Origin of the sequence: Methanobrevibacter sp. (assembly GCF_030539875.1) — an archaeon.
GTDB lineage: Archaea > Methanobacteriota > Methanobacteria > Methanobacteriales > Methanobacteriaceae > Methanocatella.
The window spans coordinates 75,763-101,160 of sequence record NZ_JAUNXI010000003.1 but is presented as its reverse complement, the minus strand read 5'-3'; the positions used below and the strand labels follow the sequence as shown (position 1 = coordinate 101,160).

The window sequence follows — 25,398 nt, the reverse complement described above, 5'->3', positions numbered from 1 at the left end:
TAATGGAGGTTTTTTAATGCCTTTAAGTGAGGAAGAAATTTTACTAACAATTATGAATGAACAACAAGAGTGTGACAAAAAGAACAATCCAAAATCAGGCAGCGGAAGTTCAATACTTGGAACAATTATCTTTATAATCATATTCTTTTCCTTTGCAATATTCATACCTGTGTTCGGATTATATGGAATAGCAATATGGCTAATAGTCTTTGCAGCTTATTTATTGATACACATTAAAAAAGGATAATTCTGAATTGACATTGTTTACAGACCGCACTCAGACTATCATGACTAAAATAAGAATAATTTCATCTGGTTTATTTATTATGAACCAATAATACATCAACTTCAGCAGTTTTCAGTACCCTTTCAGATACACTTCCAATAATAAATTTCTGAATTCCGCTTTTTCCAGATGATGAAATTACAATTAATTCAACACCTATATCTTTTGCAACATCATTAATAGTTTCAGCCGGAGCCCCTGTTTTTACTATTGTTTTAATATTATAACCTTCAGGGAATTTTGCTTTCATCTTATTAACATTATCTATTGCTTCGTTAATCATTCCTTCATTTACTTCTGCAACATGTTTTTTACTCTGAAATATGCTTGAATCCAATTCGGAAACTACAGATAAGATAATAATTTCACCATCACTGTCAATTAAATTAGTTACGCGGTCAATTTCCTGGTTTGCATAATCTGATCCGTCAGTCGGGAGTAAAATTTTTTTAAACATGTAAACCACCTACAGTATTTAATATGAAATTGATGTTATTTAAAAACATGGAAAAAATTTTAAAATCTATTGAATAATGAATTATTTTATCAAAATTGACATGATTATATGAATTTTAAGAGTATTTTGCATGAATACCTTTTATATATCCAATGTGTTTTCATTATGAAATGACAATATTCTGCTTTAAATTCAGTTTTTTTGAATTTAAATTCAAAATAGCTTTCATTAATTTTCAATTATAATAAAAAAGCTTTAATATTATTTGTTCAAAAATATAATATTGAAGAATTTATTTTAAATAATAAATCTTTCTGAATATTGTTTTAAATATTCATTTCCTTCAAAATAAAAATCTATTGAATTTTTTTATTTTTGAAGTTTTCTATTGGAGGTTTTATATGTTAAATGGTTTATTTAAACTGTCTGAAAACAACACGGACGTTAAGACAGAAATTATTGCTGGTCTTACTACTTTTCTAGCCATGTCATATATTTTGGGAGTAAACCCTGGAATGTTGGCTGAAGGTGGAATGCCTGCTACTGGTGTATTTTTTGCTACTGCTCTTGCATCAGGTATTTCTTGTATTATCATGGGGCTTATTTCTAAGTATCCTGTCGGATTAGCTCCTGGTATGGGTATGAATGCATTGTTTACTTATACCATCATCTTAGGTATGGGTAACACATGGGAAGCTGCTCTTGCTGCTGTATTTATTTCAAGTATTATATTTTTATTAATTACTATTTCTGGTCTTAGGGAAGCAATTCTTAATGCTATTCCTTACAATTTAAAATTAGCAATCGGTGCCGGTATTGGTTTCTTTTTGGCATTCATCGGATTAAAAGGTGCTGGAATTATTGTTGCTGATCCATCCACTATTGTTACTTTAGGATCATTATTCTCCGCTCCTGCCCTTTTAGCATTAATCGGTATTGCTGTTACATTAATATTATATGTTAGAAAAGTACCTGCTGCTGTATTTATCGGTTTGGTTTTCACCGCTATTTTAGGTGTTATCTTTACTGCATTCGGATTCGGTGCTGGGGAAATGGCTATGCCTAGTGTTCCTGCCCAATTCATATCCACAACAATTGATACTTCAGTATTCGGTGCTTTTGCAACCGGATTTGGTCAATTATTCAGTAATATACCTAACTTATTGTTGATTTTATTCTCATTACTCTTTGTTACTTTCTTTGATACTACTGGAACATTAATTCCTTTAGCAAATCAATGTGGTTTCGTTGATGAAGATGGTAATGCAGATGGAATTGACAAAGCTTTCCTTGGTGATGCTATCGGCGGTATTATTGGTGCTATTTTAGGTACAAGTACTTTAACTGCATATGTGGAAAGTGCAACCGGTATTGGTCTTGGCGGTAGAACTGGTTTGACTGCTGTAGTTACAGGTATTTTCTTTTTAATCTCAATATTGTTTGCTCCTACAGTATTAGCGTTATTTACATCTTCTGTAACTGCTGCTGCATTAGTAATTGTAGGTATCTTAATGATGGTTCAATTAAAAGAAGTTGATTGGGACGACCTTGTTGTTGTTGCATCCGTGTTCATGACCATTGTCATGATGCTTTTAACATACTCTATTTCATTAGGTATCGCATTTGGTTTTGTAACCTACGCAATTACAAGTATTGCTGCCGGTAAAGCAAAAGAATTAAATTGGTTAGTTTGGATAATGGTAATAGTATTTATTATTTACCTGTTCTTCGGACTTTAAACTAATTTATTATATTCAATAAGTGTTAAATCAACACTTATCTTTTTTTATTTTTTAGGTGAAAGTATGTCTGGCTGTTCATTTAGATTTGCCCAGAAAGAAGATGTTTCATTAGTTTTAGACTTTATAAAAGAATTGGCAGAATATGAAAATATGCTTGATGAAGTTGTTGCAACCGAAGAACTGTTATGTGACTGGATTTTTGATAAAAAAATTGTTGAAGTGATATTTGCGCTTGAAGATGACAAGGAAGTCGGATTTGCATTATTTTTCCATAATTTCTCAACATTTTTAGGTCGTGGAGGAATATATCTCGAAGATTTATATGTAAAAGAGGAATATCGAGGAAAAGGATACGGTAAAGGGTTAATTAAAAAATTAGCGCAAATCGCAGTTGAGAGAAACTGCGGAAGGGTTGAATGGTGGTGTCTTGACTGGAATCAGCCAAGTATTAATTTTTACTTATCTATTGGAGCAGAACCAATGGATGACTGGACAGTATATAGAATCAGTGGAGATACACTAAAAGAGTTAGGCAAATAGTTTTATCAGAGCTTTAGCCGAAATTTATCCTCACCAGACTCCACAACCAACACCTCTCTCATTTTCATGTTTTTAAAAATAATATAGTGTTAATAAAACACTATAATTCATAATGGATATTATGCAATTTATACAAACATACAGAACTGCTTGAAGGGAATGCATAAATCATATAATCAAGTTCTTCCAGGGTTATTTTCTTGTTAATAATGAATGCAAACATATTGGCAATGTTTTCTGCATCTGCAGCATATATTTCAGCACCTACAATCTGCAAATCCTTATCAACAATTACTTTAGCCTCAGAAGTAGGATCATTTTTAAGCTCTAGAGAATATGACTTGCCGTATTTGATGGTGTGAACATCATATTCATCACTTTCATCTGCGACATAAGCAGGAACCCCTACAGTAGCTATTCTTGGTAGGGTATATGCTACAGCAGGAATGACAGGATATGTAATTTCATCCGCTTTTCCCAGTAACTCTTTTGCAAGATATTTTGAGTGGTGAATCGCAACGGTTACAAGTTTGGCTATTCCTGTATCTGCAACGTCTCCTGAAGCATAAATATTCGGAACTTCAGTTTGTAGGTGTCCGTTAACTTTAATTCCATTTTTGGTATATGTTAATCCAACATTTTCAAGACCGATATCTGCAACATTAGCTTCCCTTCCTATAGATGCAATTACATAATCTCCGGTTAGGGAAAGTCCGCTTTCACAATTAACGGTAAATCCGTTTTCATAAGCTTTATTGTCTATTTTTGACTCGGGATCTCTTAAAAGTTCATCGGAATTCATTGAATTTTCCACATTTAAAACTTTAAGACCATCATCATCAGCGGCAACACCGTCATCCTTAATGATTTCCTTAACTGTTTGGTTAAAATGGAAACGGATATTTTTCTGTTTTAAAATTTCTATAACCTTTTGAACATAAGGCTGATGGAAATATTTTAATGCCATATCTCCCCTGATTATCACATCCGCCTTGAGACCTGCTTCTGCAAGTATTGATGCAAATTCCATTCCTACAAAACCGGCACCTATGATAATGGCATGTTTTGGAAGCTCTGAAATATCTAAAAAGTCCGTACTGTCATGCAAATACTCTTTTCCTTCAATATCCGGAATAACAGGTTTTAATCCTGTACAAATTACAATCTTATCAGTTGTAAATGTTTTATCACCTACTCTGACAGTGTGTTCATCAACAATAACTCCTTTTCCATGCTCCACATCCAGATCATACTCTTTGAATTTGTTATCTAAAAATACAGACATCCCTGCAATGCGTTTTCGTTTAAGTTTCATTAAATCCGGCCAATTCACATCGAAGTTGCCTGCTTTTCCAACCCCTTCGAAATTATCCGCCAAGGCTTTGATTTCATATGGGGCGTCAAGTAATGCTTTTGAGTTACAACCTCTATTTGCACATGCTCCGCCAAATAAACTTTCTTCAATGATTAATATTTTAAGGCCTTCTTTTCTTAAAAATCGGCCTCCCTGCCATGCGGCATTTCCGCTTCCAATATAAATAACATCATAATCCATAATTTTAGCCTCTGATATTTTCTGTAATTAAATTAAATAAATCCTTTGTCTTAAAAGTAATGGTAAAGTCAAAAACATCTTCTGGAACTTCATAGACAAATGTGGGATATCCCGCCTGTGCAATAGGTTTTGAAACCAGAACAGCAGAAGTTGATTTGTAGGTTTCATTGCCTTTAACCGGGTAATAATTAAACTCGCTTGTTTTTTCAATATTTTGAGCTATTTCAACAGACTTATTATCCATTGCAGGAGTGGCAATGTAAAATCCCTGACCATATTCCGGAATGTGTGAATGGCTAATTATAACTGCATCTGCATCAGAGGCAGTGACATTGGGATTTACATAATCATGAACAAGACTTTCACCATTTGCCCGTCCTTTTGCATAATCATTGGGATTTTTTGTTACTGTTACCTTATAATGAATTATTTTAACATCCCCGTTTCCATATCGTTTAGCCGCTTCTATTTCAGGCCCTATTGATTTCGGTTCTCTCGGATGCATTCCAGTAATTAAGGCTATGCTGGTTGTTGCATTTTCATCACCTGAAATACCAACTTCAACAGTGCCTATACTTGTATTTGCAATTGTTTTATATGTAATCTGATTGCTATTGTCTATTATGATTATGCCTAGAATTAAAACCAAAATTAAAATAATTATTATTTTTATTTTAATCTTCAATTTTTCACCTTGATTTAATTCTAAAAGAATTTAAATAATAACTATTAAAATTTAAAAATAATTAGTAATAAAAAAAATAAAAAAAAATTAGAATTTAAAGAATTCTTTTCCCCATTTAATTTTATGTTTTACATCTTGAATTTTCATTTCATAAGTCTTTTCAGAATCACCATAATTTTCATCTAAGATTTCGGCTTTATTGTCAACATCAAAAGTGGTTTCTTTGACTTTTTCCAATAAGCTTATTTCCTTATCAATCTGTTCGATTTCAGGCAATGCCTTTTCTTTAATTTCAAAAAGCATATCGATAGCTTTACCAACACTTATATCCTGGGATTGCAAGTGCTCCACCTTTTCTAATTGCTCATCAGTTAATTCAATTTCAATTTTGTTCATAATTATCCCTCATTAAAGCATAAGATAGTTACTATTATATATGGTAATTTTCATTTAAATTATTTTCTAGTATTTGTCATATATTATATCCATTATTAACTGTTACAAACATTTAAATTTTCTATAGATATATATGATAATAGGTGGTAAAAATGGATGACATGGAAAAGAGATTTGCAAATGCCCCTCTAATCGGATGGGTACACCTTATTTCAAAAAATGAAATCAAATATATTAAATCACAAATTAAAGATCTTGGTTTAGGCCACGAAGTGCGCTATATCCTACAGATTTATCACATCCCAACTGTTCACAGGATGATTTAATTAATGTTTATGGTGAAAGTAAGGCAGGCATTGCCAAATCACTTAAAAAACTGGAAGATTGCGGATATATTACAAGAGAAATAAATCCTGAAAATAGGCGCAAGTATATGTTAAAAACTACAGATAAAGCCTGCGAACTTGTTCCAAGAATTAGAGAACTCATCCTTGATTGGGAAAATAAAGTTGGTCTTGATGAGCATGACAGTGAATTTAGAGAAAGAATGAACAAAATAGCTGTTAACTCAATGAAATTAATTGATTAACTAAAGAAGGAAGAATCATGGAAGTTGAACTTGAGTCATATGTAGTATTTGTATCATTTATAACTTCATTTTTTGCGGTGTTTTTATCAAACGGCATAATTATAGGGGTTCCGTCAATAGCACAGGAATTTGCAATGAATAATATTATTCAAAATTGGGTGCCTACAATATTTTTCCTTGTTGTGGCGTTATTTACAGTTCCGGCAGGGCAGATTTCAGGTAAATTTGGTGTTAAAAAATCGTTGCTTGCTGGCGTTTTGGTATTTTTGGCCGGTTCTTTTGGTGCATGTGTTGCTTTTTCAACCGAATCATTTTTAGTTTTCAGAATCATCCAGGGCGTGGGGGTAGCGTTTTTAAATGTTTCTGCAATGACAATGGTGGTTCAGGCAGTCAAACCTGAAAATAGAGGAAAGGCATTGGGTTTTATAGTAACCGGCGTTTATTTGGCAACTTCACTCTCACCAGTTATATGCGGATTTTTAGTGCATAATCTTGGTTGGAGGGCAATGTTTTACTTTGTAATTCCATTTTTGATTTTATGTATCATACTGCTTGTTTTAAAAATACCTCAAGAATGGAAGACATATCAAGATGAGACTATCGATAAAGTTGGATCTGTATTGTATGGTATTGGAATTTTATTATTCATTTATGGATTTACCAGTTTAGTCACTGCACTTGGCAAATTATTAACTGTTTGTGGGATTATTTTGCTAGTGATTTTTGCCCTTTATGAATTAAGGCAGAATTCTCCGGTTTTTGATATGCATCTATTTAAAAATAAAAAATTTGCATCCTCAAATGTAGCTGCGTTATGCAGCTATTTAGCAATAATGGTAGTAACAACCATCCTAAACTACCATTTCCAATATGTAAGAGGATGGGATGCTCAGATGTCCGGATTAATATTGATAATTACACCAATCATCATGGCCATTATGGCTCCAAATGCAGGAAGACTATCTGATAGGATACATCCTCAAAAATTAGCAGCAATAGGAATTGGAATTGCAACAGCATCACTGGCAATATTAACATTCTTAAACGGAAATACACCGGTATATCTTGTAATCTTAGCAATGATTTTACAGGGTGTTGGCATGGGACTTTTCTCATCTCCAAATATGAATGCCATTATGAGTTCTGTTCCTCCAAAAGACGCTCCAACCGCTTCTGCATCACAGGCTACAATGAGAACACTTGGCCAGACAATGAGTCTTGGTCTTGACATTGGTATTTACATGGGTAATGGGCAGTTTAGAATTAGTTCCGCAGTATGCATCCATGATTATACATGCTTCACAAACCATTTGCGGAATCTCCACTTTAGCATGTGTTCTAGCCATATTCGCTTCACTTGTTGGAATAAAATCTAGAGATAAATTCAATACGGACAGGTAAAATTGATAGCAGCTATCAATTTTTCCACCTTTTTAAATCTAATGAATACCAACTATTTTATTTAAACCAGGTATTTTAGATAAAACAAATACAATTGCAAGAGTTATTATCGCCAATAATAAAAATACAACAGGAATCAAGTTGAATGTTTCGATAGGATAGTATTGAAGCAGAAAATTAACTACAATAATATGCATTAGATAGATAGCATAACTGGAAATGCTCAATATATAAACAATCCTGCCGATTATGGACTTTTCAACAAAATTATGTACTTTTGATAATGAATTTTTAGGATTGAATACTGCAAATTTACTTAAATATCTAAAAATTAAGAATAAAGCGGAGCATTGAATAATAATTGAGATGGATTCAATATATACAGGAACAGCAAAATAAAATGCATTATACATATTATATCCAATTGTGGCGATGAAAATAATTAAACAAAATACAACCATAGGCAAGGAATAAATATTAAAGTCATTATTTGCCAAATAATAGCCTAAAACAGCATATCCGATATAAATGCCGACATTTGCAAAAATTAAACCGATATAATAATTTTCAACAAGACATGAATTTGTTAAAATAAGTAGAATAACCCAGATTAAGATAAAATATTCAACACCTTTCATACCATATTCCTTAATAAAAGAATTGAAAACAGGCATGACCAAATAAACACCAATGATTGCACAAACAAACCATGGGAATTCAGCACCCTGTCCCCATAAGTAAGCCAAATCGAAATTAAATCCGTTTGCTGATGCTACGCTAATAAGTAAAATAATATACCAGAATGCTGCAGGTATCAACACTCTTGTAAAACGTTTTTTAAAAAAACTGCCTAATGAATATTCCTTATTCAAGAGTAAAGCCCCGCTTAACATGAAAAATAATGGAACACCCATTCTGGATATTGTAAGATAAGATAATAGAGTAGGTGAAGTCATATAATTGATATTGATTGGGAAATATTGAATTACATGAGCCAATAATACAAAAAGTATTGCTAAAGCCCTCAATTCATCAAAATAAAAAATCCTGTCTTTCATTAAAACCATAATAATCCCAGATTATACTTAATTAATAATATTATTGAATTAAAAATTAATAAACTTAATGCTAATTTTCAAATACAAGGAAAAATAAACATTAACTAGACGAGTTGAAGCTATATGGAAATTACAGCAGATGAAATGAAAAAAACTATAAAAAAGATTTATGAAAGACTCGATCAGGTATCTCCTGTTGACTTTGATTGTGGAAAATTATGCGGCGAGGTATGCTGCGTTTATGATGCTGAAGACTATCACAATGAAGATTTGGCACTATATCTCCTGCCGGGTGAGGAGTTAATGTATGAAAATAGCGATAGCTTTGAGCTATATTACATTGATTCATCAGAAATTAAATATCCTCATTCCTGGAAAGGGCAAATCTATCTTGTCAAATGCATCAATCCACCAAAATGTGACAGAAGTATCCGGCCGATTCAATGCAGAACATTTCCATTAATTCCCCATTTAAATAAAAAAGGAGAATTTCACCTGATTTTTGATGAAAGCGAATTTCCATACAAATGCCCTATTGTGGATCAGCATATAAAATTAAACGATGATTTTATCCAAGTAACATATGAAATATGGTCTAAGTTAATAGCCAATCCCCTGGTTTATGATTTAATAGATATGGACTCCAGAATGAGAGATAACCGGAAAACAGATTATGAAATTGTTATTTAAAACAGTTTACAATTTCCAGTTAATTTCATCAACATCATTTTCTTTTAAAAACTTATTTGCTAATTTGAAGTGATTGGAACCTAAAAAACCTCTTCTTGCAGAAAAAGGAGATGGATGTGAGGTAATCAGCACAAGATGCTTTGGATTTGTAATCAAATCTTTTTTCTTTTCGGCCTGTTTTCCCCAAAGTAAAAACACAACAGGCTGTGTTTTTTGGTTTAAAATTCTAATCACATTATCTGTAAATGTCTGCCATCCGCACTTGCTATGAGAATTGGCATTGCTCTCCTCTACTGTTAAAACTGTATTTAATAAAAAAACACCCTGTTCTGCCCATTTTTCCAAACATCCTGATTCGGGAATAGGATATGAATACTCATTACTGATTTCTTTGAAAATATTTTTTAATGAACGAGGAATAGGTTTGCCGTCCGGAGTGGAAAATGCAAGGCCGTGAGCCTGGCCTTCTTCATGATAAGGGTCCTGACCCAATATAACCGCTTTAACATTGCTTAAAGGAGTTAACTTAAATGCATTAAACACATCCTCAAAGGGAGGATAAATCGTTTTTGAGTTATACTCCTCTTCGATAAATTCTTTAATTTTTAAGAAATATTCCTTTTCAAATTCATCTTTTAAAGCCAGATCCCAGTCATTGCCAATCATGAAAATTACTTTGTATATTAATTTATTTTAACTTTTTCCTGAAAATTTATTTAAATAAGGAATCCTATTTAAAATCCATAAAATCAAAAGTGAAATCAAAGTGGTTGTTATTACTAAAACAGGTATCCAGATTATTGGGTTTTGGCCATAATATAAGCTAAATAGGTTTAACTTTAAAATATGAAGCACCAAGTAATGGCATAAATATATTCCAAAACTGTATTCGCTGATTAATGTTAATGCATTTCCCAGTTTGTTATCTTCAATACGTTTTAAATAATCTGTTTTAGAGAGATATTTGAAAAATACAAAAACATTTACAGACAGGGTTAAAATCAAAAGGTTGAAATAACCTTTATAAACAAAATGATTGCTTAAAAGTGACTGAGGAACTACAAAACCAAATATATAATAGAAATACAGTAATATTGAAACTGAAAATGCAACAGCAAGAATAATTTTTGAATCAAATTTATTTCCAATATAATCATTATTGGCTATAAAATATCCAATTACAATATACGACATGAATGAAATGAAATAAATCAGTTTAGATGAATACGGATTAAATAAACCAAATTGTGAAATTAGAATATAGATAAAAGACAATAAAGCCAGCAAATTGATAAATTTCTCATCAAAATTTTCTTTTCTTTTATTTCCGAATTCAATTAATTTATTAACAGCGAATATCCCCATATATGATATTATTATCATCCAAATAAACCAGAATGCAACTCCCAATGTTCCAGATGACCCAAGAAAGATATTTAATGCATTAACTAAATTAAATCCTTTTGTAATGTAGAGTGATGAGTATAAAATATAAATTAAAACCCAAAATAGAAACGGAATCAACAGCCTGGACAGTCTCTTTTTAAAGAATTTAATTAATGAATCTTTTTTATTAATCAGCAGAGCACCGCTAAGCATGACAAAAAGAGGAACTGAAAATTCCCTAAAACAATCAAAAAAAGCAGATATATAGAAATTTGGTGTTTTTACACCTGTTAAAACAAAATAAATTGAAACATAGCAAAAAACTATTCCAATTATTGCGATTGCCCGCACTACATCATAATAAAAAATTCGTTTTGATTTGTTCATAAAACACCAATTTCAGTTTATCAGTATTGGTTAATTTCACCAACGACCATATCTGTGAGAAGAGATTCTTGTTTAGTTGTTGTTTTACACACCCCATATCTAAACATGATTAATAATTTAAAAAAACTAATAAATAAATCTATTTAGATATTAAACCCCTAACCTCATGATTTTTAACAACTAAAAGCAATATTTCAGAAAGGTTTCATGCTAACACTTCATCAATAAAGGAAATTATTTTATCTATAGCCTGATTTTGTTGTATGTCTGCAGGAATTTGAGCCATTCCATCGCCGGACTGATTGCCGTAATACCCGAATTGTGCATGATTTCCACCATTTATTACAAATTCAGTGAAATTATTTTTAACTAACCCTTTTGATTTGAAGTAATTATCCATGTTCAATACTTTATCTTCAGATCCGTAAATTGACAATACAGGCTTTTCAATTTGAGAACTTGGATAAGAAGCAAATAATATTAGGCCATCACTTGCATTTGTACTATTAATATATGATGAAGCCATAACGCCCCCCAGAGAATGACCTGAGAGGAAATAATGTTTATAAGAAGAATTTTTTATTATGTCATCAGCACTGTTTTGACCAAAAAACGCCAAATTAAAAGGCATGTGAAGTAAATAGCAATCAACGCCCTGACTTGATAGGTTTTTAAGTAACGGTGCATAGGAAGTATATTCCACTTTAGCACCAGGATAAAATATTAATGCAGATTCATTTCCAGGTCCGTCAAATAATAATCCTTTTGATATTTCAACAACAGATACATTACTGTCATTATTTAAGCTGTCAGTAGCTATCCTTTCAGCAGGATAATAATCAGTTACATAATATATGAAAAATAATGCTAAAACTGCTACAGCAATCAATATGGTGATTTTAACTTTTTTATTCATAAATATATTTAAAAAACAGCCAGTATTTAAAAAATATTATAAAAAAAGAATTTAGCAGGTATTAAACCTACTATTTTAATATATGGTCATTGCCTGTTTCTATTTTTTCAACAACTTTTTGACCTTCATTAGCTAAGTCGGTAAACAATACAATTGTTTCTTTCATTTGAGGAAGTGCCTGTTTCTTGTAATTGCTTACATCTTCAATTGCCTGAATTGCTTCTGCAAATGAGGTTTTTAAAACTTCAGGAGAAATCATAGCCTCAGCACTGTGTTTTTGTATTTCACTTCCTTGTTCTTTAAGCATGTGGGAAGTAGATTCAATTATATGTTCTGTTGTTGAATTTATAATGTTAATTTTATCCATGACGATTTTTTGATCATAAAGAGCACTTGCAACCATTACACCAGTTCTTAGGGCTGAAACAGTTACATTCTGTGCACGATTAACGCCTCTAATTAACTCTTTATTGTTTCTCCTAATTACATTAAGAGATACAATACCCTGCTGGTTTACTACAATCATCTGCTGCATATCCATAATTCTTTGCCTAAGCGGGAAGAGAATTTCCTCACGAACAAATACAATTTTTTCTTCGTCAACTCCTTCAATTTCAGCAGTTTGAATCTGTGATTCAATAGATTGATCCATTTGTTTTGCAAGTTCAATATCTGCAAGGAGTTTTTTTGTAACTTCCCTTAGATAATTTTCCTCATTTAAAAGAGTTGTATTGTCATTTTGAAGAATCTTACTGCTTTTATCAAGAGATGCGACAATATCGGAAATTGCAGTTTCTGCTTTTTCATACTTGGCAAAGTATTTTCTAACAGGATTCATTAAATTGCCCAGCACTCCTTTTTTTGCAAAATCCACTTTACTCGGATCCAAATCCTTGACCTGCCTATTTAACTCAAGTAAATTCTCACTAATACTGTCGGATTCCTTACCGCCTTTTGTTAAATCAACAAATCTAGTAGCCAACATTTCATTATGAGCTGCTGATCTTGACATTTCATTTAAACCGAATTCATCTAGCGGTTTTAAGATTTGTTCTCTTTCTTTAGGATTATTTAAATCAGTGCCAAATATTGCAACAGCATTATCCTGAGCTTGATTTTTAATATTTGAATCTTCCAATTTCTTTTCTTCTTCTTTTAAAGTTGTTTCAACATCTTGTTTTATTTCATCTACATTTAATGAAAATTCAGCCATAAAATCACCTTATCATAAACAGTCCTTTTTAAAATCAGTACAACCTAATTAAATAAATATATTAATTTTATAATTATTATATGTATGTATTAAAATTGTTATTAATCATTAAATTCTTTTTCAAGGATTATTGTTACAGGACCGTCATTTAACAGATTTACTTTCATATAAGCTCCAAATTCACCGGTTTCAACATCAATTTCCCGGCTGCATTTAGATGTGAAATAATCAAACAGACCGGTTGCAATATCCTGAGATAATGCCTTGTGAAATGAAGGTCTGTTTTTTTTAGTTGAAGCATATAACGTAAATTGAGGAACTAACAATAACTTTCCCCCAATATCCCTAACAGATTTATTCATACGTCCATTTTCATCAGGAAAGATTCTTAATTTTATAAGTTTTTGAGAAAGATAGTCCGCTTCTTTTTGAGTATCATTTTCCCCAAATCCAACAAGAACCATTAATCCTTTATCAATTTCGCCCACAATTTTTTTATCAACTTCAACGCTTGCGCTACTCACTCTTTGAACAACTAATTTCATTTATTCACCCTGTAAAATAGAAAAATATTGGACAGTTCCTAAGAACCATTATAAAAAATCAACTTGTTTTATAAATAGATTAGCTACTTAACTGTTTTTTTACTTCCTCAGTTGCTTCACGAACAGTTTCAGCCGCCTTAATAAAAGCATTTCTCTCAAATTCACTCATATGAATGGAAGCAATCAATGCAATTCCATTTTTAGATATGACAGCAGGAACACCTAATGATATGCCTTCAACACCTTCAACTTCACCATCCAAATAACAGCTAACAGTTAAAACTTTATGTGTGTCAGTTATAATGGTTGAAATCAGATTTGAGATTGCAAAAGCAGGCCCATATTCAGTTGCCCCTTTTTTTGAAATAATGGTATTTCCGGCATTTCTAAGCTGGTGAATCAGTGACCTGACATCTATCTCAACATATTCAACGAAATATTTTAATGGAATTCCTCCGATGGTTGTTGAACTTAAAAGGGGAACCATATTATTTCCATGTTCGCCAACAACCCTTGTGTGAACCTCGGAACTATTAATATTGATTTGTTTTGAGAAATAGTTTTTTAATCTAAGTGAATCCAAGTGATTTCCAATTCCAATAACTTTCATTTTATTGAAATTAGAGGCTTCAAGGGCAATTGTTGTCATAACATCAACAGGATTTGTAGCAACAAGAATAATGGAATCTGGAGCGTATTTAGCTATTTGCTTTGAATAATATTCAACGATTCTAGCATTTGGAAGAGCCAAATCAAGTCTGTCCATTCCCTTTTCACGATGAATTCCAGCAGCAATCAACACTACATTAGATCCCTTAATGTCATTAAAATCGGCTGATGGAATTAATTTACAGTCTATATCTCTTGCAGCTAATGCATCATACATATCATAAGTTTCGCCTTTAGCCTTGTCAAGACTTTCAGGCCTTGAAAACATAATAATTTCATCAACTGTATCTTCCCTTGCTAATGTGAATGCAACATTTTTACCAATTGTTCCAGTTGAGCCAATAATAGTTACCTTTACCATGCATAATAAATATGTTTTTATAATAAAAATATTTTACTAACCTTTTAAAAAATTAAAAATAATTTACCAAAATTTAATATTATTAAACAAAATTAATTTAATTAACGAAATTCTTCATAAAAATTGAATACTAACAATATTTATATATTAAAAACAAGTTAATTTATAACAAAAAGAGATTAAAACATAGATTCACTAAAAAAATTATCACCATAATAGAATAATCAGAATATGAACAAAACTATATTGCAAGGTGGCTAAAGAATATGCAAAAAATTATAAATGCACACTGTCATATTTATCCTGAAAAAATAGCAGATAAAGCAGTGGAGGGAATAAGAAAATTTTATGATTTGGACATGTCTCTAAACGGAAAGGTAAGTGATTTAATTAAAGACGGCAGTAAAGTTGGAGTTACCCATTATCTAATTCATTCTGTTGCAACAACACCAAAACAGGTCAAATCAATTAACGAATTTATTGCAGAAACTGTAAATTCACATTCAGATTTATTTACCGGTTTTGGAACATTACATCCGGATAGTGACGATATTCAAGGTGATTTTGATTATTTGATTGAACTGGGTCTTAAAGGAGTCAAATTGCATCCTGATTTTCAGCAGTTTCCAATGGACAGTCAGCGTGCATTTAAGATTGGAGAAGTCGTAAGTGAAGGTCAGGTACCTATGCTTGTTCATTGTGGAGACTTTAGATACAATTATTCCAATCCGGACCAATTGAAACCATTTTTAGAGAAGTTTCCAGACATAACATTTATTGGCGCTCATTTTGCAGGTTGGAGCATATGGAAAGAAGCTACTGAAAAATTAGCGGGAATTCCAAATTTATATGTTGATTTAAGCTCCAGCTTATATGATTTAAGCCCGCAAGCAGCCCTGGATTTAATTCATGCCTACGGTAGCGATAAAGTTTTATGGGGAACAGATTATCCAATGTGGGATTCAGTTAGTGAAATGGAATACTTCAACAAACTTGATTTAACCAAAAAAGAAAAGTCACAGATTCTATATGACAATGCCGCTAAAATACTGGGGTTAATTTAAAAAAAAGTAAAAGTAAAGAACTAGTCTTTATTAAATGCTTCAATTGCAGGAGGGGTCAATAGCTCATCTGCAATCATTTCACTTATTTCATCCCAGCTAAACCAACCGTATTCATCATGTTCTTCACTAATAGTTATTTTACCACTATTGGATGAGACTTTCATGATTAACTGAATTGATTTAACTTCTTCATTTGTTTTACAGGCAGTATAGTCATTTCTAACTACATTATATAACTCTTTAACATCAATTTTCAGACCTGTTTCTTCTAAAAATTCTCTCTTTAGAGCATCATCGAAAAATTCGGCTTTTTTTACTTTACCTCCAGGTATTTCCCATTTTTTTGCATCATGAGCAGAACGGGATCTGATTTTTAAAAGTAAAACCTTATTATTGAATTCACAAATTCCCCTTACAGTCAATCCCCATCGTGTATCCATAAAAATACCTCCAATAAAAAATAAAAGAGAAACAGATTCTCTTTTATTGTTTCATTGCTTTTTCAACTGCAACGGCAACTGCAACAGATGCTCCAACCATCGGATTATTGCCCATACCTATCAATCCCATCATTTCCACATGAGCAGGTACAGAAGATGATCCTGCAAATTGGGCATCGGAATGCATTCTCCCAAGAGTATCGGTCATACCATATGAGGCAGGACCTGCAGCCATATTATCAGGGTGTAATGTTCTACCTGTTCCTCCACCGGATGCAACAGAGAAATATTTCTTGTCCTGAAGGATACACTCTTTTTTATATGTTCCGGCAACCGGATGCTGGAAACGTGTTGGATTAGTTGAATTACCAGTAATTGACACATCGACACCTTCCAAATGCATAATGGCCACACCTTCACGCACATCATCAGCACCATAACATCTTACTTTTGCCCTTTCACCATCAGAATATGCTTTTTCTTTTACTACTTTTACTTCACCTGTGAAATAATCAAATTCTGTTTCCACATGAGTAAATCCGTTGATTCTGGAAATAATTAATGCTGCATCCTTTCCAAGACCATTTAAAATGACTCTTAAAGGTTTTTCACGTACCTCATTAGCTGAGTTTGCAATACCTATTGCGCCTTCAGCTGCTGCAAAACTTTCATGACCTGCAAGAAAAGCAAAACATTCGGATTCGTCACTTAAAAGCATTGATGCTAAGTTACCATGACCTAAACCAACCTGCCTGTCATCAGCAACACTTCCGGGAATACAAAATGCCTGCAATCCTTCACCAATAGCCTTTGCAGCATCACTAGCTTTAAGACATCCCTGTTTAATAGCTATTGCCGCTCCGAGGGTATATGCCCAACATGCATTTTCAAAACAAATAGGCTGAACCCCTTTTACGATTTCATGAGGGTCAAATCCCTTGTCAAGACAAATTTGTTTTGCTTCTTCGAGATTTTCAATTCCGTATTTTTCTAAAACTGGAGTGATTTGGTTGATTCTTCTTTCATAACTTTCAAATAAACTCATGTTCATTCACTCCTCGGGTCTATTTTTTTAACTGCATCATCAAATCTGCCGTATTGACCAGTTGCCTTTTCAATAGCTTCTAAGGGGTCAACACCATCTTTGATTTGATCCAACATAACACCAATATTGATATATTTATAACCAATAATCTCATTGTCACTGTCAAGGCCGATTTCTATTATATAACCTTCAGTCAATTCCAAATATCTCGGACCTTTTTCTTTAGTTGAGTAAATTGTTCCAACCTGGCTTCTGTGGCCTTTTCCCAGGTCTTCCAGTCCTGCACCAATTTGAAGGCCCCCTTCTGAAAATGCAGACTGTGTTCTTCCATAAACAATTTGTAAGAATAATTCACGCATTGCAGTGTTGATGGCATCACAAACAAGATCGGTGTTTAATGCTTCAAGTATGGTTTTTCCAACCAATATTTCACCAGCCATTGCAGCTGAATGAGTCATACCGGAACAACCTAATGTTTCAACCAATGCTTCTTCTATAATTCCCTCTTTAACATTTAAAGTTAATTTACAGCATCCTTGTTGCGGCGCACACCACCCGATACCATGAGTAAAACCTGAAATATCACCTATTTCTTTTGCTTTAACCCATTTACCCTCTTCAGGAATTGGCGCAGGGTCATGATTTGCACCTTTGCGAACAAGACACATATTTTCAATTTCTGTTGAATAAATCATCTTTTTTCACCAAGCTATTTACTGGTTTAATATATCTGTTTTTTAATTAATGTATTTTATGAAAAATCAAGTAAAATGATTTAAGTAATATGAAAATCATACTATCAATTGGTGTATATATATGGATTTTATACTTGTATTAGCTAAAATTCAACCTAAAGAAGGATGCCGCGACAGTATCATAGAACTGTCTGAAGAATTGGTTTATGAATCTTTACTTGAGGAAGGTAATATTGATTATCAATTATTAAAATCCAGTAAGGATGATGCATTAACATTTGTTGAAAAATGGGAATCAAAAGAATATCTCAGAAAACATATGGCTTCACCGCATTTCTTAAACTTCAATTCTGATTCTGAAGAATTTATAAAAAGCAGTGATATCCAAATTATTGAAGCTACCAAAACCGAATTCTAATCTATTTTTATGATATCAAAATCATTGCTTTAATTTTTATTTATTTTAACTATTTAAAAAGAGATAATAAACATTAAATGATTAATTAACTGTAATGCAGTCATTAGGACAAATTGCCATACATACTTTACAACTTTTACAAACCTGAGAATCACGCACCACAATTACATCCCCGTCAAGTATAAAAACATTATTCGGACATGCAATGCCGCATTTTTCACATCCATCGCAATCAACAGTATTGACATCAATGTGACATTCAGCAATATCCTCTTTTTTACAGTCCTTTTTATCCCCTTTAAGAAATGATATTAAACCCATACAATATTATTTATCAAAAAGAGTAATTAAAATTTATCTAAAAAAGGATAAGTTAGTTAAAAAAACCAACTTCAAAATATAAATGTTTTAGAATTTTAAACCAAGTTCATAAGCTTCTTTTAATTTGTCAGGCTGTTCATCAGCAACGATGCCTGCCGGACCTGCACTGCCTGCATCAACATGGCCGATTACATCATAACCCATGAATCCGAATGGAGAAGCTTTAGTAAGTTCGATGTAAGTATCGTATGTGTGTTCAGGCTGATTTTCAGTAAATATTAATGCTGCTTTTCCAGACAAGCTTTTATCAGGATTTTGACCAATGCCGTAGAAGCGGTCAATGATTAATTTACCCTGTGCACTCATCTGACCATAATAAATAGGAGTTGCAAATATTACTCCGTCAGCTTCAATCATTTCATCTAAAATCTTGTTTCCGTCATCGTCACGGACACATTCAGGATTTTCAGCACAGTACATACATGCCTTACATGGTGCAATCTCTTCTTTTTCAAGGTAATATTTGGTTACTTCCCCGCCATTTTCTTCAATGCCTTTAATCATTTCATCCATTAAAACATCACAGTTTCCGCCTTTACGAGGACTTGCTTGAAGTGCTACAATTTTCATTTAGTTATTCCTCCAAAAATTTTTATTATTATTAATAATTGAATCTAATTTTAAAATTTAAATTCCAACATTAACTAAGAATTAATGCTTAGAGGTGCATATAATTTCTCCATTATAAAATCACCAATTTATATTTATTTAATTTAAAGTATTTAAAACTGATAATAATTTATTTAAAAAAGTTTCAATAAATGATTACCTATGAAATTATCAAAATCAAAAGTTAACACCTATCTTAAATGTCCCCTTGAGTTTAAATTTCAATATATAGATGAGATTGATGTTCCTCAGAATAAGTTCATGGCGCTTGGAAGCGATGTTCATTTGGTAGCTGAGAGGTTTGCTGAGAAATTCGGCGATGATTTGGCTGAAGTTAATATTGAAAATGAACTTTTAAAAATAGCTCATGAGGAAGACATTGGATATGATTTAACTGAACATCTTGATAATTTAGGTTCTTTTTTTAATAAAGCGTTTGTTGAAAATGACTTTAAACTATATTCACAGGAGGAATATCTCTTTGATGAAAAAAATCGCTTTTCAGGAATCTGTGATATTATTCTAGAAGATGAAAACGGAGAATTAATCGTAATTGATTATAAAACTTCAAAATCAAGTTCTTTTTCAAAATATCGTCGTGAACTTTGCTATTATAAACTGCTTGTTGAAAATGTTTACGGAAAAAATGTTTCACGTGTAGGAATATTTTTTACTAAAAACGGCCGTTTGAGATTACTTAAAGTATGTAATGAAGACAACAAGCGCAAGTATTTAAATGATAGTGAAATTCAAAATGCTATAGACACACTTCATGAAGTTAGAAATGAAATAAACAGCGGAAATTTCACTGCAAAAAGACAATTTTTATGCAAATACTGCACATATAAACATCTTTGTGACGAATATTGAAAAAAATAGGAAGTTAAGAGGATTAACCCTCAACTTCATCAAAGTCTACCTTTTCACCTAAAATTCTAAGTCCAATAATTGTTACAATTACACCAATCGGGATACAAATGTACCATGGAACTCCTAAACCTGCAGGAATGTAACCTAAGAAAACAGTAATAACAGCAATAAAGATTGAATAGTAAATTTGTGTTTGAACGTGATCAATGTGGTTACAACTAGATCCCATAGACGAAAGAATTGTTGTATCTGAAATCGGAGAACAATGGTCACCAAAAATAGCACCAGTCAATACTGCACTTGTAGAAACAATAGTGAATCCCATATCACCGGTACTTACTGCCCAGGCCAATGGAATAGCCAAAGGCATTAAGATACTCATTGTACCGTATGCAGTACCTGTTGCAAATGAAATTAAAGCGCCTAAAATAAAGATTAATGCAGGTACAATAAATTGAGGCAAGGTATTCTTTAAAACACCTACTAAATAAGAAGCAGTTCCAACCTCACCAATTACTCCTCCTAAAGACCAAGCGAGAAGTAAGATTACACCGGTAATAACAATGGTTTTCATACCTCCAATCCATTCAGATACAGCATCTTCAAGACTGAGTATTCTCTCACCAACAGCCATTACAATAGCTACTATAGAAGCAAGAAGTGCGGCTTGGAAAAGAGCAACAGACGCATCGGATTGTGATAATGCAGTAAAAATACCATTAAATGATAAAGGAGCAGTGTTCATAAGTGCAATAAGAGCCTGATCTTCTCCACCGAGAATAGCAGTGTATCCACTCCAATAGAATGCAATAAGAGCACCAATAATCAGTGTACCAATAGGAATAATTGCATTCCAAATTGATAATTTGATTCCTTCAACCGGTTTGATTTCATCAAAACCCGGAGCACTAGGAACAATGATTTCTTCATCTTTTTTCCTTTTACGTGCGGCTTGTTCAGCTTTTTTCATCGGACCAAATTCATATAATGTTATTGCAGAAATAACTATGAAAAGTAAAATGAAAATATTGTAAAACCTATATGGAATGGTCTGTAAAAATATACCGAAACCAGTAACATTAGTTACGCCGATAGACTGGAATCCTGCAGCGATTAAACTGACTTCCAAACCAATCCAAGTAGAAATAATAGCAATACCTGCAACCGGAGCAGCAGTTGCGTCTACAACAAATGCTAATTTTTCCCTAGATACTTTAAGTTTATCCATAACTGGCCTCATAATAGGGCCAACAATCAAAGAGTTTGCATAATCGTCAAAAAATACACATAATCCTAAAAACCAAGTGACTAATTGAGCTTTTCTTGGAGTATCAGCTTTCTTAGCAAATGTATCTGCCAGAGCTTTTGCCCCACCCATTTTTGTTACTAATTGGATAATACCTCCAATAAGCAAACATTGAAGAATAATACCGGCATTCCAAGGATCCGCCATACAAGAAATTACTTGAGAACCTAATTGCAGAAATGCATTAATTGCAGTGGAAATAATATTTAAATCATTTACACATAACATGAACTCTCCAACAAATACCCCCATAAATAATGACAATACGGTTTCCTTTGTAATAAATGCTAAACCAATAGCTACAAGAGGCGGCAATATTGTTAAAATACCGAAGCGAATGGCATTATCACCATCGGCAGGTGCTTGGGAAATAAATAAGGATAAGACAAAAAAAGCTATAATCGATACAGCTGCAACCAAACCCAATTTCATATTATTATTAATATTCATAAAAAACACCATTTTCCTATAATATTCCATTAAAGATTTTTAATATAATTTAAAATCTATTTTGTATTAATAAGATAGATTTTAATGTGAAATAATTAAAATTATCTTATTATGTACAAAGTTATATTGTTTTTAATAATATAAAAAGATTTATTATATAAACTGATAGATATTAAAGAAAATTATACCTTAAAGATGGAAATTAAGAAGAAATAGTTATATTAAATTCAAATTTATTATTACTTTTTTCAAAAATATAAATGATTTTTTGTTTAATTTACATAATTTTAATATTTGCTTTTGATAATCCTCTTCCTTAAATAAAAATAAATCTTTAAATCATATTTTCATGAAATATATTATCATAAGATAAAGGGATTTTTAAAATGAATATTTTAGTTATAGGTTCTGGAGCTGTGGGAATTGGACTTGCCGCATCCATATTATCACAAAAAGCCAATGTCTCTATTTATGCAAGGGGCGAAACTGCAAAAAAAATTCGTGAAGACGGAATTAAAAGAATAGGATTATTCAAACATTATGCATTTTCAAAGGACGACATTACTGTATATGACAATTATTCAAAAATTCCAAAAAATACGTTCGATTATGTGTTCATCACATCAAAAACCACATCCAATGAAGATATTTCACAAAAACTAAATGAAAACAAAGAAATCTTAAAGGAAAACTTTAAAATCATAATATTCCAGAACGGATTTGGAAATGATGAATACTATTTAAGATACTTTGATAAAAAAAATGTATTCAGCGCACGTGTAATTACAGGATTTAGACGGCCTGAAAGAAATATCAGTGAAATTACCGTTTATACAGAACCCATTTTAATCGGATCACTTCAAAAAGAAAATCCAAAACAACTTCAAATAATAGCCGATATGATAACTTCATCAGGGATTAAATGTGAACTTACAAATGACATAGACAAATATTTATGGGCAAAAATGCTTTATAATTGCACATTAAATCCGCTGGGCGCCATTTTAAATGTGAATTATGGAAAACTTACAGAAAATGATTATACAATTGAACTAATGAACAAAATCATAACTGAAATATTTAATGTAATAAAAGCCTCCGGTTATTCGACCCTTTGGAATGAACCGGAAGAATATCGGGATATATTCTACTCAAAACTTGTGCCCGACACATATAACCATTTTTCATCAACCCATCAAGATATTCAAAAGAAAATAAAAACAGAAATCGATTCTTTAACTGGAAAAGTCATTGAACTTGGTGAGGAAAACAATGTTGATGTAAGTACAAATAAAATTATCTATAACCTAATTAAAGCTATTGAAAGTGAATTTTGAACCTTAACCTTTATATAGGTTGAAAATAAAAATAATTATTGTTCATATTGTTATATACTATTTTTTTATAATATGAACAATGGTGATGGTTGAAATGAGCATTCGTTTGTATTCCTTTAGTGGTGTTTAGGAAGAGAATGTTCATTTGTTTTAAAAAAATACTTATTTTAAAGATTATGACATTATGGTGATATTATGAGCGAAATTAAAGCATTAATAGAAAAATTTATTGAAATTGACGATGATTTAAGTGAAAAAATAGAAAAATATCTCGAAACTTCAGAAGACATCGATGAACAATTTGAAAAAGAAAATGAAGCACAGATTGATGAATTAAATGAACTTTACCATGAAATTGAGCATGGAGTGCATAATGAAGAGTTCTTTATTGTTTACAACATGAATAATGAAGAAAAAGAGATTGTTGCTTTGATAATCTCTGAAGAGGAAGATGAAGGTGAAGAATTTGTAATTCCAATCTTTACCGATGAAAAAGAAGCAGATATTGCTATTGAAGAATTTAAAAACCAATTCGGAGATATTGAGTTTGAACTTGAGAAAAAAATAGGCAGCGAAATTGTAGCAGACCACACTGAAGACGAAGAATTCATTGGTGTTGCAGTCAACGCTCCACAATGGGACTTTGTAATTGCAAGTGAAGATGTCCACGATTGCTGTGAATAAATATGAATCCAAAAGATTATGAAGATTATCAAAAACACAATGTTAAAGCTTCAAAAAGTCAATTAAAAGAGTATATTCAGATATATGCAGATATGGCTAAAAAACTCAAGAGCGAAGATTCTCTTGAGCTTGAAGCCGTAAAGGGAAATATCAGAGAAACTTATCCTAATGAAATCTATTTTACATTAGTTGATGAAGTTGAAAAACCTGTGAAATTAACTTTAACAGAATCAAGCAAAGAATATATTATTCCCCTTTTTACAGATATTCGCGAATATGCAATCGGAAGTGCAAAAATCTCCAAATTATTCTTAGATAAGCTGGAAATGAAAGTCCTGTCTGCAAAAGACATATCAAAAATAGCCGAGGAAGATGAATATTTCCATGGTTTTGTAATCAATCCCCATTCACAAAACTTTAATATGGATAGGGACGGAAGCTTTTAGGTGTTAAAATGAATTTTATTTGTCCTGCAATCGGTGAAGATTATAAGAAAGATTTTCTTGTCACTGGAAGTATTGATGATTTTAAAATAATAGTATTTTCAAATATGGACCAATATGAAAAAGGTTTTAAGTATTTGAAACTAACCGAACACAAGCCATGTGAAGTTTCAAAGGAACTTTTTACAGAACTTTCAAAAAATGATGATGCTTTCTCAGGAATTATTGTAGACATACACAGTGAAAATAAAATTATTACAAAAAAAGAGTTGCTGGAAGAATTATTCTAATTCTTCTTCCGATTCATCTGTTTCTTCTACAATATCATTATTATAATATTTATATCTATAAGACATTTTAAAACCCTCAATAACCTCACGTTTAGGTCTTCTTTTACGTTTTATGTTGGGTCCATTCATGTCTTTAAATTCTTTTTGATGAACTTTATTATAATTCTTATTTTCACGATAATAAATTGTATTTTTATGGCGGTTATGTGGTGCTTTGTACATTTTTTTTCTAAGTAAACGCCGACCACTAGTTACACGTCTTAACACAAAAATCACTTATCTGTTTCTATTTAAATTTTTTGTTGCAGATTTGTCTAAAGTAGCTTGAATTTCATCAATTCTTTCAACAACAACTTTAATTGCCTGTTCTCCTTGACGAGTAGGATTAATACCTTGCTCAACAAGTAATGCATCCCTAATATCTCTTAATCTATCAATTGAATCAATTTTCATTATTGTACTATAAAACATAGAGTTTCCTCCAATTCTA

Annotated in this window: 33 protein-coding genes and 1 pseudogene; 15 read left to right on the top strand and 19 right to left on the bottom strand. The window is 31.9% G+C overall.

Features of this window, described 5'->3' with window-relative positions; genetic code table 11:
• The first annotated feature begins 16 nt into the window (after positions 1-16).
• On the top strand, positions 17-247 hold the full coding sequence (locus Q4Q16_RS01955) for a hypothetical protein (protein WP_303345823.1): 231 nt from the start codon (positions 17-19) through the stop codon (positions 245-247).
• Between the two features lie 70 nt (positions 248-317).
• On the opposite strand, the gene Q4Q16_RS01950 is transcribed toward Q4Q16_RS01955, so the two are convergent.
• Complete coding sequence (locus Q4Q16_RS01950) at positions 318-743, bottom strand: universal stress protein (RefSeq protein ID WP_303345821.1); 426 nt, start codon at positions 741-743, stop codon at positions 318-320.
• A gap of 401 nt (positions 744-1,144) precedes the next feature.
• Between Q4Q16_RS01950 and Q4Q16_RS01945 the strand changes: the two genes are divergently transcribed.
• Together Q4Q16_RS01945 and Q4Q16_RS01940 are read left to right on the top strand one after the other, a co-directional pair.
• A complete protein-coding gene (locus tag Q4Q16_RS01945; RefSeq protein ID WP_303345820.1) occupies positions 1,145-2,482 on the top strand; it encodes an NCS2 family permease in 1,338 nt (445 codons plus the stop codon).
• 66 nt (positions 2,483-2,548) lie between these two features.
• On the top strand, positions 2,549-3,025 hold the full coding sequence (locus Q4Q16_RS01940) for a GNAT family N-acetyltransferase (protein WP_303345819.1): 477 nt from the start codon (positions 2,549-2,551) through the stop codon (positions 3,023-3,025).
• Between the two features lie 100 nt (positions 3,026-3,125).
• Here Q4Q16_RS01940 and Q4Q16_RS01935 read toward each other — a convergent pair whose 3' ends face one another.
• The 3 genes from Q4Q16_RS01935 to Q4Q16_RS01925 all read right to left on the bottom strand — a co-directional run bounded on the left by Q4Q16_RS01935 (position 3,126) and on the right by Q4Q16_RS01925 (position 5,661).
• Positions 3,126-4,580, bottom strand: a complete 1,455-nt coding sequence (locus tag Q4Q16_RS01935; protein WP_303345818.1) for an NAD(P)/FAD-dependent oxidoreductase — start codon at positions 4,578-4,580, stop codon at positions 3,126-3,128.
• 4 nt (positions 4,581-4,584) lie between these two features.
• Positions 4,585-5,265: a hypothetical protein gene (locus Q4Q16_RS01930; RefSeq protein WP_303345816.1), complete on the bottom strand. Its 681-nt coding sequence runs from the start codon at positions 5,263-5,265 to the stop codon at positions 4,585-4,587.
• A gap of 87 nt (positions 5,266-5,352) precedes the next feature.
• Entirely contained in the window at positions 5,353-5,661 is a 309-nt protein-coding gene (locus Q4Q16_RS01925; protein WP_303345815.1) for a hypothetical protein, read from the bottom strand.
• 152 nt (positions 5,662-5,813) lie between these two features.
• On the opposite strand from Q4Q16_RS01925, the gene Q4Q16_RS01920 reads away from it, so the two are divergent.
• The 4 genes and pseudogenes from Q4Q16_RS01920 to Q4Q16_RS01910 all read left to right on the top strand — a co-directional run bounded on the left by Q4Q16_RS01920 (position 5,814) and on the right by Q4Q16_RS01910 (position 7,626).
• Positions 5,814-5,987, top strand: coding sequence for a hypothetical protein (locus Q4Q16_RS01920; protein WP_303345813.1), 174 nt, complete (start codon positions 5,814-5,816; stop codon positions 5,985-5,987).
• A pseudogene (locus Q4Q16_RS09270) lies at positions 5,987-6,058 on the top strand (hypothetical protein); the annotation flags it as partial. The gene Q4Q16_RS01920 and the pseudogene Q4Q16_RS09270, both read left to right, overlap by 1 nt.
• A 36-nt stretch (positions 6,059-6,094) precedes the next feature.
• A complete protein-coding gene (locus Q4Q16_RS01915; RefSeq protein ID WP_303345812.1) occupies positions 6,095-6,250 on the top strand; it encodes a hypothetical protein in 156 nt (51 codons plus the stop codon).
• A gap of 17 nt (positions 6,251-6,267) precedes the next feature.
• Positions 6,268-7,626, top strand: coding sequence for an MFS transporter (locus Q4Q16_RS01910; RefSeq protein WP_303345811.1), 1,359 nt, complete (start codon positions 6,268-6,270; stop codon positions 7,624-7,626).
• 63 nt (positions 7,627-7,689) lie between these two features.
• On the opposite strand, the gene Q4Q16_RS01905 is transcribed toward Q4Q16_RS01910, so the two are convergent.
• Entirely contained in the window at positions 7,690-8,718 is a 1,029-nt protein-coding gene (locus Q4Q16_RS01905; protein WP_303345810.1) for an acyltransferase, read from the bottom strand.
• Positions 8,719-8,832: 114 nt separating this feature from the next.
• Here Q4Q16_RS01905 and Q4Q16_RS01900 point away from each other — a divergent pair, with 114 nt between their 5' ends.
• The gene (locus Q4Q16_RS01900) at positions 8,833-9,399 is read left to right on the top strand and encodes a hypothetical protein (protein ID WP_303345809.1); all 567 of its coding nucleotides are present in this window, start codon (positions 8,833-8,835) and stop codon (positions 9,397-9,399) included.
• Between the two features lie 6 nt (positions 9,400-9,405).
• Here Q4Q16_RS01900 and ung read toward each other — a convergent pair whose 3' ends face one another.
• The 6 genes from ung to Q4Q16_RS01870 all read right to left on the bottom strand — a co-directional run bounded on the left by ung (position 9,406) and on the right by Q4Q16_RS01870 (position 14,876).
• Positions 9,406-10,065: a uracil-DNA glycosylase gene (ung, locus tag Q4Q16_RS01895; protein ID WP_303345808.1), complete on the bottom strand. Its 660-nt coding sequence runs from the start codon at positions 10,063-10,065 to the stop codon at positions 9,406-9,408.
• A gap of 27 nt (positions 10,066-10,092) precedes the next feature.
• Positions 10,093-11,172 (bottom strand): acyltransferase, encoded by a 1,080-nt coding sequence (locus tag Q4Q16_RS01890; protein WP_303345807.1) that lies wholly within the window; start codon positions 11,170-11,172, stop codon positions 10,093-10,095.
• 205 nt (positions 11,173-11,377) lie between these two features.
• Positions 11,378-12,088: an alpha/beta hydrolase gene (locus tag Q4Q16_RS01885; protein ID WP_303345806.1), complete on the bottom strand. Its 711-nt coding sequence runs from the start codon at positions 12,086-12,088 to the stop codon at positions 11,378-11,380.
• Between the two features lie 70 nt (positions 12,089-12,158).
• The gene (locus Q4Q16_RS01880) at positions 12,159-13,301 is read right to left on the bottom strand and encodes a toxic anion resistance protein (RefSeq protein WP_303345805.1); all 1,143 of its coding nucleotides are present in this window, start codon (positions 13,299-13,301) and stop codon (positions 12,159-12,161) included.
• A gap of 101 nt (positions 13,302-13,402) precedes the next feature.
• A complete protein-coding gene (dtd, locus tag Q4Q16_RS01875) occupies positions 13,403-13,846 on the bottom strand; it encodes a D-aminoacyl-tRNA deacylase (protein WP_303345804.1) in 444 nt (147 codons plus the stop codon).
• Between the two features lie 79 nt (positions 13,847-13,925).
• Positions 13,926-14,876, bottom strand: a complete 951-nt coding sequence (locus Q4Q16_RS01870; protein ID WP_303345803.1) for a malate dehydrogenase — start codon at positions 14,874-14,876, stop codon at positions 13,926-13,928.
• 266 nt (positions 14,877-15,142) lie between these two features.
• Here Q4Q16_RS01870 and Q4Q16_RS01865 point away from each other — a divergent pair, with 266 nt between their 5' ends.
• On the top strand, positions 15,143-15,940 hold the full coding sequence (locus Q4Q16_RS01865; RefSeq protein WP_303345802.1) for an amidohydrolase family protein: 798 nt from the start codon (positions 15,143-15,145) through the stop codon (positions 15,938-15,940).
• 20 nt (positions 15,941-15,960) lie between these two features.
• On the opposite strand, the gene Q4Q16_RS01860 is transcribed toward Q4Q16_RS01865, so the two are convergent.
• The 3 genes from Q4Q16_RS01860 to Q4Q16_RS01850 are packed head-to-tail and all read right to left on the bottom strand — an operon-like array spanning position 15,961 to position 18,120.
• A complete protein-coding gene (locus tag Q4Q16_RS01860) occupies positions 15,961-16,380 on the bottom strand; it encodes an NUDIX domain-containing protein (RefSeq protein ID WP_303345801.1) in 420 nt (139 codons plus the stop codon).
• Between the two features lie 43 nt (positions 16,381-16,423).
• On the bottom strand, positions 16,424-17,425 hold the full coding sequence (locus Q4Q16_RS01855; protein WP_303345800.1) for a GGGtGRT protein: 1,002 nt from the start codon (positions 17,423-17,425) through the stop codon (positions 16,424-16,426).
• 2 nt (positions 17,426-17,427) lie between these two features.
• Positions 17,428-18,120, bottom strand: a complete 693-nt coding sequence (locus Q4Q16_RS01850) for an iron-sulfur cluster assembly scaffold protein (RefSeq protein ID WP_303345799.1) — start codon at positions 18,118-18,120, stop codon at positions 17,428-17,430.
• Positions 18,121-18,241: 121 nt separating this feature from the next.
• On the opposite strand from Q4Q16_RS01850, the gene Q4Q16_RS01845 reads away from it, so the two are divergent.
• Complete coding sequence (locus tag Q4Q16_RS01845) at positions 18,242-18,538, top strand: putative quinol monooxygenase (protein WP_303345797.1); 297 nt, start codon at positions 18,242-18,244, stop codon at positions 18,536-18,538.
• Between the two features lie 81 nt (positions 18,539-18,619).
• On the opposite strand, the gene Q4Q16_RS01840 is transcribed toward Q4Q16_RS01845, so the two are convergent.
• Together Q4Q16_RS01840 and Q4Q16_RS01835 are read right to left on the bottom strand one after the other, a co-directional pair.
• Entirely contained in the window at positions 18,620-18,859 is a 240-nt protein-coding gene (locus tag Q4Q16_RS01840) for a hypothetical protein (protein ID WP_303345795.1), read from the bottom strand.
• Positions 18,860-18,946: 87 nt separating this feature from the next.
• Entirely contained in the window at positions 18,947-19,489 is a 543-nt protein-coding gene (locus tag Q4Q16_RS01835) for a flavodoxin family protein (RefSeq protein WP_303345793.1), read from the bottom strand.
• A 201-nt stretch (positions 19,490-19,690) separates the two neighbouring features.
• Between Q4Q16_RS01835 and Q4Q16_RS01830 the strand changes: the two genes are divergently transcribed.
• Positions 19,691-20,398 carry a PD-(D/E)XK nuclease family protein gene (locus tag Q4Q16_RS01830; protein ID WP_303345791.1) on the top strand — a complete coding sequence of 236 codons (708 nt, stop codon included), beginning with the start codon at positions 19,691-19,693 and terminating at the stop codon, positions 20,396-20,398.
• Between the two features lie 22 nt (positions 20,399-20,420).
• On the opposite strand, the gene Q4Q16_RS01825 is transcribed toward Q4Q16_RS01830, so the two are convergent.
• Entirely contained in the window at positions 20,421-22,154 is a 1,734-nt protein-coding gene (locus Q4Q16_RS01825; protein WP_303345789.1) for a Na+/H+ antiporter NhaC family protein, read from the bottom strand.
• Between the two features lie 386 nt (positions 22,155-22,540).
• On the opposite strand from Q4Q16_RS01825, the gene Q4Q16_RS01820 reads away from it, so the two are divergent.
• The 4 genes from Q4Q16_RS01820 to Q4Q16_RS01805 all read left to right on the top strand — a co-directional run bounded on the left by Q4Q16_RS01820 (position 22,541) and on the right by Q4Q16_RS01805 (position 24,908).
• Complete coding sequence (locus Q4Q16_RS01820; RefSeq protein WP_303345787.1) at positions 22,541-23,491, top strand: ketopantoate reductase family protein; 951 nt, start codon at positions 22,541-22,543, stop codon at positions 23,489-23,491.
• 195 nt (positions 23,492-23,686) lie between these two features.
• The gene (locus Q4Q16_RS01815; protein ID WP_303345786.1) at positions 23,687-24,175 is read left to right on the top strand and encodes a hypothetical protein; all 489 of its coding nucleotides are present in this window, start codon (positions 23,687-23,689) and stop codon (positions 24,173-24,175) included.
• Positions 24,176-24,177: 2 nt separating this feature from the next.
• Positions 24,178-24,621 (top strand): hypothetical protein, encoded by a 444-nt coding sequence (locus tag Q4Q16_RS01810; RefSeq protein WP_303345784.1) that lies wholly within the window; start codon positions 24,178-24,180, stop codon positions 24,619-24,621.
• An 8-nt stretch (positions 24,622-24,629) separates the two neighbouring features.
• On the top strand, positions 24,630-24,908 hold the full coding sequence (locus Q4Q16_RS01805) for a hypothetical protein (protein ID WP_303345782.1): 279 nt from the start codon (positions 24,630-24,632) through the stop codon (positions 24,906-24,908).
• Here Q4Q16_RS01805 and Q4Q16_RS01800 read toward each other — a convergent pair.
• Both Q4Q16_RS01800 and Q4Q16_RS01795 read right to left on the bottom strand, forming a co-directional pair.
• Entirely contained in the window at positions 24,900-25,175 is a 276-nt protein-coding gene (locus Q4Q16_RS01800) for a hypothetical protein (protein ID WP_303345781.1), read from the bottom strand. The genes Q4Q16_RS01805 and Q4Q16_RS01800 overlap by 9 nt on opposite strands.
• 9 nt (positions 25,176-25,184) lie before the next feature.
• Positions 25,185-25,379 (bottom strand): hypothetical protein, encoded by a 195-nt coding sequence (locus tag Q4Q16_RS01795; protein ID WP_069574740.1) that lies wholly within the window; start codon positions 25,377-25,379, stop codon positions 25,185-25,187.
• Between the last annotated feature and the right edge of the window lie 19 nt (positions 25,380-25,398).

Coding starts and splice junctions, on each gene's coding strand:
- Q4Q16_RS01955 (WP_303345823.1), top strand. CDS start 17: ATGCCTTTAAGTGAGGAAGAAATTTTACTAACAATTATGAATGAACAA.
- Q4Q16_RS01950 (WP_303345821.1), bottom strand. CDS start 743: ATGTTTAAAAAAATTTTACTCCCGACTGACGGATCAGATTATGCAAAC.
- Q4Q16_RS01945 (WP_303345820.1), top strand. CDS start 1,145: ATGTTAAATGGTTTATTTAAACTGTCTGAAAACAACACGGACGTTAAG.
- Q4Q16_RS01940 (WP_303345819.1), top strand. CDS start 2,549: ATGTCTGGCTGTTCATTTAGATTTGCCCAGAAAGAAGATGTTTCATTA.
- Q4Q16_RS01935 (WP_303345818.1), bottom strand. CDS start 4,580: ATGGATTATGATGTTATTTATATTGGAAGCGGAAATGCCGCATGGCAG.
- Q4Q16_RS01925 (WP_303345815.1), bottom strand. CDS start 5,661: ATGAACAAAATTGAAATTGAATTAACTGATGAGCAATTAGAAAAGGTG.
- Q4Q16_RS01920 (WP_303345813.1), top strand. CDS start 5,814: ATGGATGACATGGAAAAGAGATTTGCAAATGCCCCTCTAATCGGATGG.
- Q4Q16_RS01915 (WP_303345812.1), top strand. CDS start 6,095: ATGTTAAAAACTACAGATAAAGCCTGCGAACTTGTTCCAAGAATTAGA.
- Q4Q16_RS01910 (WP_303345811.1), top strand. CDS start 6,268: ATGGAAGTTGAACTTGAGTCATATGTAGTATTTGTATCATTTATAACT.
- Q4Q16_RS01905 (WP_303345810.1), bottom strand. CDS start 8,718: ATGGTTTTAATGAAAGACAGGATTTTTTATTTTGATGAATTGAGGGCT.
- Q4Q16_RS01900 (WP_303345809.1), top strand. CDS start 8,833: ATGGAAATTACAGCAGATGAAATGAAAAAAACTATAAAAAAGATTTAT.
- ung (WP_303345808.1), bottom strand. CDS start 10,065: ATGATTGGCAATGACTGGGATCTGGCTTTAAAAGATGAATTTGAAAAG.
- Q4Q16_RS01890 (WP_303345807.1), bottom strand. CDS start 11,172: ATGAACAAATCAAAACGAATTTTTTATTATGATGTAGTGCGGGCAATC.
- Q4Q16_RS01885 (WP_303345806.1), bottom strand. CDS start 12,088: ATGAATAAAAAAGTTAAAATCACCATATTGATTGCTGTAGCAGTTTTA.
- Q4Q16_RS01880 (WP_303345805.1), bottom strand. CDS start 13,301: ATGGCTGAATTTTCATTAAATGTAGATGAAATAAAACAAGATGTTGAA.
- dtd (WP_303345804.1), bottom strand. CDS start 13,846: ATGAAATTAGTTGTTCAAAGAGTGAGTAGCGCAAGCGTTGAAGTTGAT.
- Q4Q16_RS01870 (WP_303345803.1), bottom strand. CDS start 14,876: ATGGTAAAGGTAACTATTATTGGCTCAACTGGAACAATTGGTAAAAAT.
- Q4Q16_RS01865 (WP_303345802.1), top strand. CDS start 15,143: ATGCAAAAAATTATAAATGCACACTGTCATATTTATCCTGAAAAAATA.
- Q4Q16_RS01860 (WP_303345801.1), bottom strand. CDS start 16,380: ATGGATACACGATGGGGATTGACTGTAAGGGGAATTTGTGAATTCAAT.
- Q4Q16_RS01855 (WP_303345800.1), bottom strand. CDS start 17,425: ATGAGTTTATTTGAAAGTTATGAAAGAAGAATCAACCAAATCACTCCA.
- Q4Q16_RS01850 (WP_303345799.1), bottom strand. CDS start 18,120: ATGATTTATTCAACAGAAATTGAAAATATGTGTCTTGTTCGCAAAGGT.
- Q4Q16_RS01845 (WP_303345797.1), top strand. CDS start 18,242: ATGGATTTTATACTTGTATTAGCTAAAATTCAACCTAAAGAAGGATGC.
- Q4Q16_RS01840 (WP_303345795.1), bottom strand. CDS start 18,859: ATGGGTTTAATATCATTTCTTAAAGGGGATAAAAAGGACTGTAAAAAA.
- Q4Q16_RS01835 (WP_303345793.1), bottom strand. CDS start 19,489: ATGAAAATTGTAGCACTTCAAGCAAGTCCTCGTAAAGGCGGAAACTGT.
- Q4Q16_RS01830 (WP_303345791.1), top strand. CDS start 19,691: ATGAAATTATCAAAATCAAAAGTTAACACCTATCTTAAATGTCCCCTT.
- Q4Q16_RS01825 (WP_303345789.1), bottom strand. CDS start 22,154: ATGAATATTAATAATAATATGAAATTGGGTTTGGTTGCAGCTGTATCG.
- Q4Q16_RS01820 (WP_303345787.1), top strand. CDS start 22,541: ATGAATATTTTAGTTATAGGTTCTGGAGCTGTGGGAATTGGACTTGCC.
- Q4Q16_RS01815 (WP_303345786.1), top strand. CDS start 23,687: ATGAGCGAAATTAAAGCATTAATAGAAAAATTTATTGAAATTGACGAT.
- Q4Q16_RS01810 (WP_303345784.1), top strand. CDS start 24,178: ATGAATCCAAAAGATTATGAAGATTATCAAAAACACAATGTTAAAGCT.
- Q4Q16_RS01805 (WP_303345782.1), top strand. CDS start 24,630: ATGAATTTTATTTGTCCTGCAATCGGTGAAGATTATAAGAAAGATTTT.
- Q4Q16_RS01795 (WP_069574740.1), bottom strand. CDS start 25,379: ATGTTTTATAGTACAATAATGAAAATTGATTCAATTGATAGATTAAGA.